11 protein-coding genes are annotated in these 13,536 nt (G+C 64.3%); 6 read left to right on the top strand and 5 right to left on the bottom strand.

Translation table 11 applies throughout. The features are described from left to right. The first annotated feature begins 60 nt into the window (after window positions 1–60). The gene (locus PST29_RS14985) at window positions 61–2,064 is read left to right on the top strand and encodes a peptidase U32 family protein (protein WP_060843537.1); all 2,004 of its coding nucleotides are present in this window, start codon (window positions 61–63) and stop codon (window positions 2,062–2,064) included. A gap of 19 nt (window positions 2,065–2,083) precedes the next feature. Here the strand turns inward: PST29_RS14985 and PST29_RS14980 are convergent, their stop codons facing one another. Beyond that, complete coding sequence (locus tag PST29_RS14980; RefSeq protein ID WP_060843536.1) at window positions 2,084–2,965, bottom strand: LysR family transcriptional regulator; 882 nt, start codon at window positions 2,963–2,965, stop codon at window positions 2,084–2,086. A gap of 180 nt (window positions 2,966–3,145) precedes the next feature. Here PST29_RS14980 and PST29_RS14975 point away from each other — a divergent pair, with 180 nt between their 5' ends. The 3 genes from PST29_RS14975 (at window position 3,146) to PST29_RS14965 (ending at window position 5,651) form a co-directional block, all read left to right on the top strand. Then, the gene (locus PST29_RS14975; RefSeq protein ID WP_060841941.1) at window positions 3,146–4,210 is read left to right on the top strand and encodes an SDR family oxidoreductase; all 1,065 of its coding nucleotides are present in this window, start codon (window positions 3,146–3,148) and stop codon (window positions 4,208–4,210) included. A gap of 17 nt (window positions 4,211–4,227) precedes the next feature. Beyond that, on the top strand, window positions 4,228–4,764 hold the full coding sequence (locus PST29_RS14970) for a histidine phosphatase family protein (protein ID WP_173664435.1): 537 nt from the start codon (window positions 4,228–4,230) through the stop codon (window positions 4,762–4,764). Between the two features lie 176 nt (window positions 4,765–4,940). Then, window positions 4,941–5,651 (top strand): peptidoglycan DD-metalloendopeptidase family protein, encoded by a 711-nt coding sequence (locus PST29_RS14965; protein WP_173664410.1) that lies wholly within the window; start codon window positions 4,941–4,943, stop codon window positions 5,649–5,651. 91 nt (window positions 5,652–5,742) lie between these two features. Here PST29_RS14965 and PST29_RS14960 read toward each other — a convergent pair whose 3' ends face one another. After that, window positions 5,743–8,022 carry a KAP family P-loop NTPase fold protein gene (locus tag PST29_RS14960; protein ID WP_060843534.1) on the bottom strand — a complete coding sequence of 760 codons (2,280 nt, stop codon included), beginning with the start codon at window positions 8,020–8,022 and terminating at the stop codon, window positions 5,743–5,745. A gap of 12 nt (window positions 8,023–8,034) precedes the next feature. After that, window positions 8,035–9,444: a hypothetical protein gene (locus PST29_RS14955; protein WP_060843533.1), complete on the bottom strand. Its 1,410-nt coding sequence runs from the start codon at window positions 9,442–9,444 to the stop codon at window positions 8,035–8,037. Between the two features lie 177 nt (window positions 9,445–9,621). Between PST29_RS14955 and fnr the strand changes: the two genes are divergently transcribed. Next, window positions 9,622–10,374 (top strand): fumarate/nitrate reduction transcriptional regulator Fnr, encoded by a 753-nt coding sequence (fnr, locus tag PST29_RS14950; RefSeq protein WP_060843532.1) that lies wholly within the window; start codon window positions 9,622–9,624, stop codon window positions 10,372–10,374. Here fnr and PST29_RS14945 read toward each other — a convergent pair. Both PST29_RS14945 and PST29_RS14940 read right to left on the bottom strand, forming a co-directional pair. Continuing rightward, entirely contained in the window at window positions 10,371–11,744 is a 1,374-nt protein-coding gene (locus tag PST29_RS14945) for an MBL fold metallo-hydrolase RNA specificity domain-containing protein (protein ID WP_060843531.1), read from the bottom strand. The genes fnr and PST29_RS14945 overlap by 4 nt on opposite strands. A 46-nt stretch (window positions 11,745–11,790) precedes the next feature. After that, on the bottom strand, window positions 11,791–12,702 hold the full coding sequence (locus PST29_RS14940; protein ID WP_060843530.1) for a universal stress protein: 912 nt from the start codon (window positions 12,700–12,702) through the stop codon (window positions 11,791–11,793). Window positions 12,703–12,958: 256 nt separating this feature from the next. On the opposite strand from PST29_RS14940, the gene PST29_RS14935 reads away from it, so the two are divergent. Then, entirely contained in the window at window positions 12,959–13,522 is a 564-nt protein-coding gene (locus PST29_RS14935) for a GNAT family N-acetyltransferase (protein WP_060843529.1), read from the top strand. The last annotated feature ends 14 nt before the right edge of the window (window positions 13,523–13,536 follow it).

Below are 13,536 nucleotides of genomic sequence, written 5' to 3'. Positions count from 1 at the left end.
GGGCACGCGTTTCGCCGCTACAATGCGCGCCTTGACCCTGATAAGCCTGACTAAAAAAACATGTCCTTGCCCAAACATCACCTGGAACTGCTCAGCCCTGCCCGCGACGTGGCCATCGCCCGCGAAGCCATCCTGCACGGCGCCGACGCGGTGTACATCGGTGGCCCGAGCTTCGGCGCCCGCCACAACGCCAGCAACGAGGTGGGCGAGATCGCCCAGCTGGTGGAGTTCGCCCGCCGCTATCACGCCCGGGTGTTCACCACCCTCAACACCATCCTCCACGACAACGAACTGGAGCCGGCGCGCCAGCTGATCCACCAGTTGTACGACGCCGGTGTCGATGCGTTGATCGTCCAGGACCTGGGGGTGATGGAGCTGGATATTCCGCCCATCGAGCTGCACGCCAGCACCCAGACCGATATCCGTACCCTGGAGCGGGCCAAGTTCCTCGACCAGGCCGGTTTCTCCCAGCTGGTACTGGCCCGCGAGCTGAACCTCAAGGAAATCAGCGCCATCGCCGCCGAAACCGACGCGGCCATCGAATTCTTCATTCACGGCGCGCTGTGCGTGGCGTTTTCCGGGCAGTGCAACATCTCCCACGCCCAGACCGGGCGCAGTGCCAACCGCGGTGACTGCTCCCAGGCCTGCCGCCTGCCCTACACCCTCAAAGACGAGCACGGCGGCGTGATCGCCTACGAGAAGCACCTGCTGTCGATGAAGGACAACAACCAGAGCGCCAACATCCGCGCCCTGGTGGAAGCCGGCGTGCGCTCGTTCAAGATCGAGGGGCGCTACAAGGACATGGCCTACGTGAAGAACATCACGGCCTACTACCGCCAGCGCCTGGACGCCGTGCTCGAAGACCGTCCGGATCTGGCCCGCGCTTCCAGCGGCCGCACCGCGCACTTCTTCGTCCCCGATCCGGACAAGACCTTCCACCGTGGCAGCACCGATTACTTCGTCAGCGAGCGCAAGATCGACATCGGCGCCTTCGATTCGCCGACCTTCACCGGGCTGCCAGTGGGCACCGTGGAAAAAGTCGGCAAGCGCGACCTGCAAGTGGTGACCTTTGAGCCGCTGTCCAACGGCGACGGCCTCAACCTGCTGGTCAAGCGCGAAGTGGTGGGTTTTCGCGCCAACATCGCCGAAGCCCGCGGCGAGTTCGAAGAAGACGGCCAGAAGCGCTACCGCTATCGGGTCGAACCCAACGAGATGCCCGAAGCCCTGAGCCGACTGCGGCCCAACCATCCGCTGAGCCGCAACCTCGATCACAACTGGCAACAGGCCCTGACCCGCACCTCCGCCGAGCGGCGCATCGGCCTGTCGTGGCTGGCCCGCCTGCGGGAAGAACGCTTGGAACTGACCGCCACCAGCGAAGAAGGCATCAGCGCCAGCGTCGCCCTGGAGGGCCCGTTCGGCGTGGCCAACAAGCCGGAACAGGCCCTGGGGCAACTGCAGGACCTGCTCGGGCAACTGGGCACCACCCTCTACCACGCCACGAACATCAAGCTGGATGCACCCCAGGCCTACTTCATCCCCAATTCCCAGCTCAAGGCGTTGCGCCGGGAAGTCATCGAAGCCCTGGACGCCGCACGCATCGCCGCCCATCCGCGAGGCGCGCGCAAGGCCGAGAGCAACCCGCCGCCGGTGTACCCGGAGTCGCACCTGTCGTTCCTGGCCAACGTCTACAACCAGAAGGCCCGGGACTTCTACCACCGCCACGGCGTGCAACTGATCGACGCCGCGTTCGAGGCCCACGAAGAGCACGGCGACGTGCCGGTGATGATCACCAAGCACTGCCTGCGCTTCTCCTTCAACCTGTGCCCCAAGCAGGCCAAGGGCGTGACCGGAGTGCGCACCAAGGTGGCGCCGATGCAACTGGTGCACGGTGACGAAGTGCTGACCCTGAAGTTCGATTGCAAGCCCTGCGAGATGCACGTGGTGGGCAAGATCAAGGGCCACATTCTCGACCTGCCGCTGCCCGGCAGCGCCGCCGCCGAAGCCGTCGTCGGCCACATCAGCCCCGAAGACCTGCTCAAGACCATCCCCCGCGCACCGCATTGAGTGCCGGGCCGGCGCAACCCTAAGGGGTTGCGCCGGTTGCCGCACCCGAGAGCCGCCCAATCAACACCTGCTCCAGCAAGGCAAAAAAGTGCCTGATGTGGGCCTGTTTCAGGGCCTGTGGACGGGTCACCAGATAGACATCCAGCGCCGGAAACGTCATGGGCGCAAACACCTCCAGCAGATCCCCGGCCAATAGCCGGGGCATCACCGCCACCCCCATCCCCTCGCGTACCGCCTCGACCTGCGCGGTGAACGAATTCACCCTGATCTGCTTGCCCTCAAGGCCTGCGGCCCTGGCTGCGCGTATCGGCGGCAGGTTGTCCAGGGGCGGCAGCAGACCGATGGTGGTGGCCGTGGCCGGGGTGATGGCCGGGCAGCGGCGCAGCAGGTCCGCACTGGCGAACACCCCGTATTCGATCTTGCCCAGGGCTCGGTAGATCAGCGACGGTTCACCCAGATGCGCGGTCCGCACGGCGATATCCGTGACGCCGCGGGCCAGCTTGTGAAACTCGGCACTCACCTGCAATTCCACCGAGCATCCCGGGTGGGCCGCAATCAAGTGCCGGGCCGCTTCGAGCACACAGGAGGCAAACCCCTCCCCGGCGCTGACCAGGATGCTGCCCTGCAGTTCGCTCGGTCGCGGCGGGTGGCCCAGGGCCCGCTGTCGCCTGAGCCCGGCCTCCGCCGCCAGGGCCACGTCCACCAGCGCCTGGCCCCGAGGGGTCAACCAGCAGCCTTCGACGCCCCGCTCCAGCAACGGCTCGCCCAGGGCCGCCTCCAGCTGGCTCAAGCGCCGGGACACCGTCGACGGCGCCACCTGCAGCAACTGTCCGGCCTGTAGCAAGCTGCCCCGTCGCCAGACCGCCAGCAACAGGCGCAGATCATCCCAATTGGCTTCCAAAGTGCTACTCCCTGCCGTCAGCTGTGCAAATTCGCAAAGCCATTATGCAGGACTCGCCATTTTTCCAGGGGCTCGTCCAAGGTATATCTAGCGCCCTCGCCTCCCCATGGAACGGATTGAATGAGCAACGCCCCCGAACACCCTGTACCCACTGACACCGATAGCGGCTATGGCCCTGAAATGCACTGCACCTTTGTCACCGGTGCCACCGGCCTGCTGGGCAACAACCTGGTACGCGAGCTGCTGGCCCGAGGCTGCAAGGTCAAGGCCCTGGTGCGCTCCAGGGCCAAGGGCGAACAGCAGTTCGGCCCCCTGCACGGCCTGGAACTGGTGGTCGGCGACCTGGCCGATGTCGACGGGTTCGCCGCCGCGTTGCAGGGCTGCGACACGCTGTTTCATGCCGCGGCGTTCTTTCGCGACAATTACAAGGGCGGCAGCCACTGGCAGCAGTTGCACAAGATCAACGTCCTGGGCACGCAGCACTTGCTGGAGCGGGCCTACGGCGCCGGCATCCGCCGCGTCGTGCAGACCTCGTCGATTGCCGTGCTCAACGGCGCGCCCGGCAGCCTGATCGATGAAACCTGCCTGCGCGACCCGGCAGGCGCAGACCACTACTACCGCAGCAAGATCCTCGCCGATCGCGTCCTGCTGGCCTTTCTCGACAGCCATCCACAGATGCAGGGGTGCATGGTCCTGCCCGGCTGGATGTGGGGCCCCGGCGATATCGGGCCGACCTCCGCCGGGCAATTGCTCATGGACGTGGTGCGCGGCCGCTTGCCGGGACTGGTTCCCGGCAGCTTCTCCCTGGTCGACGCCCGGGATGTGGCCCTAGCGCAGATTGCCGCTGCCCGCTACGGACGCCGCGGCCAACGCTACCTGGCGGCGGGCCGGCACATGACCATGGCCCAGTTGGTGCCCATCATCGGGCGTATCGCCGGGGTCGCCACGCCGACACGCCCGCTGCCGGTGCCCTTGCTCTATACCCTGGCCGCCGTGCAGGAGGTCTATGCGCGCCTGACCGGCAAGCCGGTGTTGCTGAGCCTGGCGACCGTGCGCCTGATGCTCCGGGAAGCGGACCGCAGCCACTTCGACCCCCGCAAGAGCGAACAGGAACTCGAGCTGAATTTTCGCTCCCTGGAACGCACCATTGGCGATACCCTGGCCTGGTACCGGGATCACGGCTGGATCGCCCAGGCTGCCCCCGCCTCCTCAAGCAGCACCAACAAGGACGTAGAAAGCCGTTGAACAACACCATCATTCTCATGCGTCACGGTCAGCCCCAAGGTATCGCCACCCGGAAAGTTTCCGCCCTCGACATGCAGGGCTGGATACAGGACTACGAACGTTCCGACATCGGCGGGCAACCGGCCCCGCCCTCCAGCCTGCAACTGGCCGCCAGCGCCGGGGTGATTGTCTCCAGCAACGCTCCGCGGGCCCTGGCGTCCGTCCAGGCGCTCAGGAGGGAGCCAACCCTGGTGGACCCGGTGTTCGGCGAGGCGCAACTGCCCTACACACGCTGGAGACGACCACGCCTGTCGCCCTTTACCTGGGCCGCGATCCTGAGAATCCTCTGGGTGTGTGGTTACTCAAGGCAGGTCGAATCGGCCGCTGCGGCCCGCCAGCGCGCCGCTGTCGCCGCCCGTCGATTGCAGTCCCTGGCCGGACAACAGCCGGTGCTGTTGCTCGGTCATGGCTGGATGAACCGCCTGATCGGCAAGCAGTTGGCTGCGGCCGGCTGGAAACGCCAGCACAGCGACGGCAGTCGCTACTGGAGTGCGACAGTCTATCGACGGCAATAGCCCGCCCGGGGCGGCCCGGGAAATCCGCCATGCCCTGAGTCCTGATGGAATTTAACGGCACCGAACACTGTCTATTGCGCGCCGGTTGTCCGGCAAACGGGTATAGTTGCCGGCTTGCCCGGCGCGCTACAGGCAGCTTGGGCTACAGGACTTGGTCAGGACTTAATGGTTGCCGCGTGTTGGTAAGACTTCTATTGATTGCACTGCTGCTGGCGGTATCGGCCTGCAGCTCCCATTCCACCGATCCTGGCGGCAATGCGCCGCTCAAGGCCGGTGAATATCGGGTCAAGCGGGGTGACACCCTGTACTCGATTGCCAGCCGCAACGGCACCAGCTGGAAGGAAGTGGCGCGGCTCAACGGCCTCAAGGCGCCCTATACCGTGGAAGTCGGCCAGGTGCTGCGGGTAGGCGGTGCGGCCAAGAGCACCCGGGTGGCCAGCAGCTCGCGCAGCAGCGCCAGCAAGAGCAAGAGCAAGGCCAAGGCCGCCCCGCCTGCCCCGCCCATGCCCAAGGTCACCCTGCAGGGCTGGAGCTGGCCGCTGCGCGGGGTGCTGATCGGCCGTTTCTCCCCTACCGGCAAACTCAACCAGGGCATCCGCATCGCCACCACCGAAGGCCAGCCCATCCACGCCACCCTGGGCGGCAAGGTGGCGTTCGCCGGTTACATGCGCGGCTACGGCAACCTGATGATTCTCCAGCACGGCCCTTCCTACACCAGCACCTATGCCTACAACAGCAAGCTGCTGGTCAAGGAAGGCCAGATGGTGATCAAGGGCCAGAAGATCGCCGAAGCCGGCTCCCAGGACACCGACCGCGCCCAGCTGTACTTCGAGATCCGCGCCAATGGCGTACCGGTGGACCCGTTGCGGTTGCTGCCGCCGGGGTGAGTGCACCAAGCCCCCTGCGCCCAGGGCCAAGGCACGTCAACGAAACCCGGGGCAATGGCCTCTCGCGCTATTGAGCGGAGGCCGCGCGGAGTCAAATGCCTCGCAGTTCGTGCTCGATGTCATCGGGCTTGCCACTCCACCAGTCGGGAGTGTCAAGCAACCCCGGGCTTGCCACCTGCTTTTCAAGCTGCGACTTCAACTTCTTCAGATACACCCGGGTCTGGATGGTCGGCTCCAGCTGGCAGAGGGCTTGCCAAGCCAGCTGGATATATTCCAGGTAGCGCGTGGCCTGCTCTGCACAGGTAGAGGAAGACTCCCATCGATCAGTAAACGCACCAAGGTAGGACAAGGCGTTCTTCGCCAATATTTCCCTGGCGCCCAGCTCCTGGGTGCTGCCGATCAGTTCCTTCAAGGCTGCGCATCCCAAGTCTTTGCTGGCCTGGGTATACAGGGGTGAGCGCTCTTCAGTCAGTACCCACTTCAGTCGCGCATCATCCTGGCCCAGTGCATTCGCTACGCCATTGGGCAAGGCGAACACCTGGATGGCACTGTGTATCAGAGGCGGCGCGAGCACCGTCCGCAACGCATCCACATAGTGCTCATATGCTCGGGCAACTTCCCAGGCAGGAACACGCAGCGTGCCCTGTATAGGCTCGGCATCCAGATACAGGCGCTGTGGATCATCGCACTGAGCGGCAATGATCGCCGCCAATCGCAGCTCGCGTTCACGGAGCGCTCTTTCAGGTGCGCTAGCGTCTTTGGCAACGCTTGCAAAAAAGCTCCTGATAAAACCGATGCACACTTCATAGTCGCCGCGCGCCGTGGACATGGCCCCTTCAATCTCGGTCGAGTAACAGAACTCGATCAATCTCAGGAGCTCTGCGGCGCTGCGCATCGCTCGTTCGAACGCCTCCCGTGAGTAGAGGGACGCGGTTCTGCCCAACTGCTCGCCATACTGGAAATTCGCCATGTTGAGCATCGCGCTGGCCACGGCAACCTCACCTTCATCGCTACGACTGGCCGCCTCACGAATGAAGTCGTTGAGGGTCTGGGCACTCGGGTATTCCCCCCAGGATTTCACCAACCGGGAAAACTCGGGAATGGTGAACTCCACCTCGCGGAACGCAAGGCTCATCTCATAGTGAATGTTTGCCAAAGACAGTTTGCTTCTGGCATGGCCCAGCTCTTCGATCAACTTCCACAGACGCTTGTTATTGACTTCATCCTTGGGACATTGCGCGGCGTTGAGCGCTGCTTGCTTGTGCTGCTCCTGTTTGGCGTTATTGGCATTGCCGAACATGCTGGCACCGAAGTCCGAGTGGACACCCAGCATGTGCTCTTCTACCACCTGGGCCACCTTGGGTTCGGTCTCACGCAAGAGGGTCTGCAGGATGATTCCGCGCCAGTCCAGTTGGCCCTCGGCATGCCGATCAGCCGCCGCGCCAAACACCGACAAACTGCGGCAGATGCGCTTGGCCTGGCGCGGATTGGTGGGAAACCACTCAGCGGTCTGCGCGATGGCCGTGTCCGGCAGGAATGGGCAGCAGTCTTTCAGGTTCCTGGCGACCATTCGCTGCACCTGCTTCGGGCTTGGCTCGGGCAACGTCACCGGCACATCGATGATCTTGTCCAGGAAGTGCTGGGCCGACTCGCCGAAGGCTTCGGAATAGGAGCGAAGTGCCTTGCCCACCACGTCCTTGTCGAAGGCCAGGACAAAGACGAATCCCGGCCAGTCCAGAAGGTCACGTAGCGTCAACAGGGTCGTCGGGAGCATCCGCGGATCGGCACGGTCGAGGTCGTCGACAAAGACAATGATGCGTCTATCGCCCAGTTGCCCGCGCAGGGCATCCAGGTCGCTTTTTTCCAGTTGCAGTATTTCGCTCAGTTTCTCGAAGACCAGCCCTGCCGCACCGGCGGCCAAGGTTACGATTTCGCTGTAGCTGGCCGATTCGGGAAGCTTGAGGTCAGCGGTTTTCCTGGCGGCTTTTTCCAGGATATCGGCGATCTTTTTCGACTGGCGCTTGGTCCAGTGCTTGAAGGGTTCACCAACGCCTGAACGTTGCAATGCTTCTGCCAGCGCCAGATAGAACTGCACGATGAACTCCTGCTCGCCGCTGGTCCGCCACGCCGGAAGCCGCACTATGATGTCGCCCTTCTCCTCGGCTATAAGCTGCAAAAAATTCAGCACGCTGGTCTTGCCGCTGCCCCACGGGCCATACAGACCGAGCCGGGTCGACCAGCCCAGGGGCGTCGCGGTGATCATGCGATAGACCAGCTTGGCCACCGGCCAGCGATCCAGAAGGTCGTCGTCGCGCCGGGTCAGCGCCGCATCGTGTCCGCCCGGGGCGGTAAAAGCCTGTGTCACCGGCATCTGCTGGGGTCCTTATTGCTGCTGCGGCTTGATCAGGTCGATGGAGATCATCTTGTACATGCCGCTGAGCGGCACCATGCGCTTGATGTCCATCTGGTAGAAACCGGCCACCGGGCTGATCGAAGCCGGCATGGCCGGGGTGCAGCCGGTCAGGCTGTAGAGGTTCATGTAGTCGGCATTGGGGTCGCCCACGGTGCCCTGGCGCATGGACAGGCTGCAACGCAGGCTGCCCTTGAGCCCGGGGCCGCCATCCCCCTGGACTTCCAGGCGCAACGGGCAGACACCCATGCGCCGCCCACCCATCCAGGGGTCCTGGGCCTGCGGGCATTCCTGGTCGCCGACGGTGGCCATGACCTGGCCCACCAGCTGGCGCAGGTCCTTGTTCTGGTCGGGCCAGACTTCGCCGTTGTCGACCATGCGGTCCTTGATGAACAGGGTGTAGCGCACCGGGAAGCCAACCTTGTTGCTGAGCATGAAAGCGCCCTGGGAATAGGCCAGCTTGTCACCGGCCTTGCATCCGGCGCGATCGGTGACGGCGAACTCGGTGGTGTTGAGGTTCTTGATCTCGGTGCCGCCGTTGAGCCTGATCAGGCACTGGGCCTGCCGGCCGTCGCGGCAGCCGTTTTCCACCAGGCGCAGCCCCTGGCTGGCCACCGCACTGTCATCGATGACAAAACCGTTGAAATTGCTCATGTCGCTGGGCAGCACGCGGTTGATCCGCAAGTCGACGAGAAAGTCGCCGTTGGGCGCCAGCGAGGGCTCCAGGCTCATCGAAAAGCGTGCATTGCATTGCTGCTTCAGGGTCACCTTGAAGTTCTGCGCATCCGGCAGGCCACCGATCATGCCACCCGCACCGATCGGCAGGCCGAGTACGCTGCCCAGGGTGGTCAGAATGCCCGAGATCATGGCCTTGGTCTTGGCATAGGCCTCCAGCTCGTCGTTGGTCATATCGCTGACTTGGGCTTGGCTGAAGTTGTTCGACTGCTTCCAGTTGAAGCTGGTGGTGGAGCGGATGGTGCCGCTGAGCCGGGCTTCGTCACAGGCCCCACGCTCCTGGCAGAACTTGAGGTTGAACCCCCAGTCCTTGCTGAAGATATCGAGGATGTTGAACATCGGCTTGCTCAAGGCCATCACCAGCATGCCCTGCTGGCGCGCGCCGATCACCACGGGACCGGACTCCAGGCCCTTGGCGGTGGCGTATTTGGGCGCGCTTACCGGGTATTTGCGCTCGAAATCCGAAGAGTCGACGTGGAACGGCGGCTCGAACGTGATGGGATAGTCGCCTTCGTTCTCGATCACCAGGGTGATGAAATCAGGCTCCGCTGCCTGAGTCTCAAGGCTGAGAATGGCCAGCGGCAGGCCGAGCAGGCAACTGGTCAGTACGGCGGTTTGGCAGCGGGTCCAGAATCCGGTTGGGCGCATCGTCAATCCTTGAACGAGGGTGGGGGACGCTCACTTTAATGGCTTTATGGCCCATTGCCATCCCCTTGCTGAAGACTTCCGATCGACATCAAGCAGCACCGATCGCATCGGTCTACAGTTAACTGTCAGGCTTGCCCTCCTCCCTTGCCGAGCCGGCTCAACCGTCGAGAGCCCCCCATGCCGCCATTCGAAGCACGCCCGATTCAGGTACAGCACCTCAAGACCGCCTGCTCAAGTTGCAGCGTGCAGGAGTTGTGCCTGCCCATCGGCCTCAGCCACCAGGAAGTGGAGTGCCTGGACACCTTGATCCTGCAACGGTTGAAGGTGAAGAAAGGCCATGCGCTGTATCACGCCGGCGACCCCTTGCATTCGCTGTACGCCGTGCGCCTGGGGTTCTTCAAGACCTGCGTGCTGTCGGTGGATGGCCGCGAGCAGGTCACCGGGTTCCAGATGGCCGGCGAGATTCTCGGGCTGGATGCCATCAGCACCAACCAGCATGCCTGCAGCGCCTTTGCCCTGGAGGATTGCGAGGTCTGCCCGATTCCCTTTGCCCAGCTGGAGCACCTGTCCCAGGCCCTGCCTTCGCTGCAGCACAACCTGAACAAGATCCTCAGCCGGGAGATCGTGCGTGACCACGGCATGTTGCTGCTGATGGGCAACATGAACTCCGACGAGCGCCTGGCGGCATTCCTGCTCAATCTGTCCCAGCGCCTGAGCCTGCGGGGCTATTCGTCCCGGGCCTTTATCCTGCGCATGCGCCGCGAGGAAATCGGCTCCTACCTGGGGCTGCGCCTGGAAACCGTTTGTCGGGGCATAGCCCATCTGCGGGACCAGGGCCTGGTGACCATCAACGGCAAGCAGGTGGAGATCCTCGATCTGGAGGGCCTGAAGCAGCGGGTCGCGGGTTGCCAGAACGCGGCCAGGGACTAGGTCGCCGGGCCCGACTGCAACTCCACGCTGTCCCGGTATTCCGGCACCGACACCGACCAGCCCAGTTCCAGGCTGATGCGCCGGCGCAAGGTGTCGGCGGCATTGGCCTCGCCGTGGACCACATACGTGTGTTTCGGCGGGCGCTTGAAGCCTCGCAGCCATTGCATGATCTCGTCGGCATCGGCATGGGCCGAGAGGTTCTGCATGGCCGTGACTTCGGCGCGGATCGGCACCTCCCGGCCATGAATGCGCACCGACTCGGCGCCGGCGATGATCTGCGCGCCGCGGGTGCCGCCGGCCTGAAACCCGGGAAACAGCAGGCTGTTGGCCGGATCGGGCGCCAGCACCTTGAGGTGGTAGAGCACCCGGCCACCGGTGGCCATGCCGCTGGCCGCAATGATCACCGCCGGGCTCTTGAGCTGGTCCAGGGCCATGGACTCCTGGGTGCTGCGCACGATGTGCGCCACATGGCACATGCCTTCGCACTCCTCCCGGGACAGTCGATGGTCACTGCGAAAGCGCTGGTACAGATGGGTGGTGTCGGTGGCCATGGGGCTGTTGAGGTAGATCGGCAGGTCGGGGATCACCTGGCGCTGGCGCAGGCGATACAGGTGGTACATCAGCAGTTGCGCGCGTCCCACGGCAAAGGACGGCACCAGGGTGATGCCGCCACGCTCGGCGGTGCGGTTGATGACATCGGCCAGTTGCTGCTCGGGGTCGTCCCGGGGATGCAGGCGGTCGCCGTAGGTCGACTCCACCAGCAGATAATCGGCTTGCTCGATGGTTTCGGGGGCGAACATCAGCGGGTCCTGCATGCGGCCCAGGTCACCGGAAAACACCAGGCTCATGCCCGCGGCGTCGACCTGGACCGTGGCGGCGCCGAGAATGTGCCCGGCGCCGCGCAACTGGATGTGCAGCCCCGGCAGCACTTCCACCCGATGGTGCAATTGCAGCGGATGCAGGAGTTTCAGGGCCTGCTCGGCATCGCGCTCGGTGTACAGCGGCAATGCCGGAGAGTGCTTGGAGAAGCCATGGCGGTTGGCATAGGCCGCCTCCTCTTCCTGCAGGCGCGCACTGTCGCGCAGCAGAATCCTGGCCAGCTCGCAGGTGGCCGCCGTGGCATACACCGGCCCGCGATAGCCATTGCGCACCAGCAGCGGCAGGTAGCCGCTGTGATCCAGGTGAGCATGGGTCAGCACGATGGCGTCCAGCTCGCGCAGCGGCAGGCCGAAGGCTTCCCAGTTGTGCTGGCGCAGCTGCTTGTAGCCCTGGAACAGCCCGCAGTCCACCAGCACATGCCGGTCCTCATGCTGCAACAGGTATTTGCTGCCGGTGACGGTGCCGGCGGCACCGAGAAAGCTCAGGCGCATCTCCATCTCCTTCGTGTCGGGCGAGGTTGCGGGGCATGGCCGGGCCTCACTCCTGGGGCTCCACCAGCATCAGGCTGCAGGGCGTGTGATACAGCAGTTGCTCGGCGCTGCCGCCGACAAAGCGTTGCAGGCCCCGGCGATGCGCGCGCCCGAGGATCATCAGGTCGAAGTCGTTGTCGGCGGCAAAGCGCGCGATGACCTGATGCGGCACGCCCTCCAGGCGATAGCAGTGCTCCGGGGCTATGGCGTAGCGCTCGGCCAGAGTTTCGAACGCTTCCTGCTGCGCGTCGTTCACCGCATCGCGCATGCTGAGGTCGTTGTCGGGACTGTAGATGGGCAGGCCGGTGGCGTTTTCCGTGGCCCAGTCCACCACGTTCAGCAGGTGCACCCGGGCGCCGCAGTATCTGGCCAGGGTCGCGCCCATCTCCAGAATCCGCTGGTTCAGGCCCTGGGTCAGGTATTCCAGATGGGACAGATCCAGGGCCGCCAGCACCTTCAACGGCAAGGGATGGCGGCTGTCGGTCACCAGGTGCAGCGGCTGGCGCAGGTCGCGCAGCAGCAACCAGTCCAGGGGCTTGTAGAAAATGCGCCGCAGGGCCGGTACTGGCTGGGCGTCCTTGATCACCAGGTCCGGGTGGTAGTCGGTCACATAATCGAGGATGTCCTGCAGCCGGGCCTTGGCCCACAAGACTTCGGTGGTCACCCGCAGGCCATTGGCCCGTTCGAAGCGAGCCTGTTGCTCCAGCCACTGCCGATGCACCTGCAGGTAGCCTTCCCGGGCCTGGGCCATGGCCTGGTGATCGAACAGCCCGGCGACCTCCAGCACTTCGATGAAGTCGAAGGCGACGATGTGCAGACTGGCGCCCATGGCCCGGGCCAGGGCACTGGCCCGGTCGAAAGCCGGCGTACGAGACAGCGCCGTGGGGGCGATCAACAACACGCGTTGCAGTGTGGACATGGGCACCTCCCGGGCGGCGCACTGGACAACGGCCCGGGAGTCCCGAGCCGATGCGCCGATGATGCGCGCCGCTCGGGCCGCCGATTTGACAAAAGTCACAAAGCCTCGGGTTAAGCCCGCGCCGACAGTCAATATCCGCGGCGGTGGGCCGCATCTGATCCAGATCAGATCCTGTCCCGGGCAACAGGGGTAAAGGATAGTCAGCACGCGGCCGCGGGTCGCGGGCCCACCTTCATCGTCCCCAGAGGATCGCCCCATGTTCAGCATCAAGGAACACAACGATCAGGCCGCCGCTGCCTACGGCGCCGTGACCGGCCTGCACTGGATCGAGGCGCTTAACGACGGCCGCCATGTGCTGATACGGCCCTTGGCCGAGAAAGACCGCGAGCGCGAGTACAACTTCATCAAGCGCCTGTCCCCGCAATCGCGACACATGCGCTTTCTGGCGCAGATCAAGGAGCCCGACGCCGCCATGCTCGAGCAGTTGATGGATGTCGACGGCAAACAGCGTCTGGCCTACATCGCCCTGGTGCATGAACAGGGCCAGTTGATCGAGATCGGTGTCAGCCGCTATGCCGCCACGTCCCACGATGAATGCGAGTGCGCCGTCACCGTGGCCGATCAATGGCAGCATCTGGGTCTGGGGTCATTGCTGATGACCCATCTGATCCGCGCCGCCCGCCAGCATGGGTTTGTGCAGATGTATTCGGTGGACAGCGTGAACAACCAGGCCATGCGCGAGCTGGCCGCGCACCTGGGTTTCACCACCCACACCGACCCGGACGACGCCCATCAGGTGGTGCATCGTTTGCTCCTGTGATCGGCGGTGCCACG

This window comes from Pseudomonas sp. St29, from assembly GCF_001547915.1.
GTDB lineage: Bacteria > Pseudomonadota > Gammaproteobacteria > Pseudomonadales > Pseudomonadaceae > Aquipseudomonas.
The sequence above is the reverse complement of the archived record's forward strand: the minus strand, read 5'-3'. Positions and strand labels throughout refer to the sequence as shown.

Excerpts from the sequence above, each read along its gene's own strand:
- PST29_RS14985 (WP_060843537.1), top strand. The coding sequence starts at position 61 with ATGTCCTTGCCCAAACATCACCTGGAACTGCTCAGCCCTGCCCGCGAC.
- PST29_RS14975 (WP_060841941.1), top strand. The coding sequence starts at position 3,146 with ATGCACTGCACCTTTGTCACCGGTGCCACCGGCCTGCTGGGCAACAAC.
- PST29_RS14970 (WP_173664435.1), top strand. The coding sequence starts at position 4,228 with ATGCGTCACGGTCAGCCCCAAGGTATCGCCACCCGGAAAGTTTCCGCC.
- PST29_RS14960 (WP_060843534.1), bottom strand. The coding sequence starts at position 8,022 with ATGCCGGTGACACAGGCTTTTACCGCCCCGGGCGGACACGATGCGGCG.
- PST29_RS14955 (WP_060843533.1), bottom strand. The coding sequence starts at position 9,444 with ATGCGCCCAACCGGATTCTGGACCCGCTGCCAAACCGCCGTACTGACC.
- fnr (WP_060843532.1), top strand. The coding sequence starts at position 9,622 with ATGCCGCCATTCGAAGCACGCCCGATTCAGGTACAGCACCTCAAGACC.
- PST29_RS14945 (WP_060843531.1), bottom strand. The coding sequence starts at position 11,744 with ATGCGCCTGAGCTTTCTCGGTGCCGCCGGCACCGTCACCGGCAGCAAA.
- PST29_RS14940 (WP_060843530.1), bottom strand. The coding sequence starts at position 12,702 with ATGTCCACACTGCAACGCGTGTTGTTGATCGCCCCCACGGCGCTGTCT.
- PST29_RS14935 (WP_060843529.1), top strand. The coding sequence starts at position 12,959 with ATGTTCAGCATCAAGGAACACAACGATCAGGCCGCCGCTGCCTACGGC.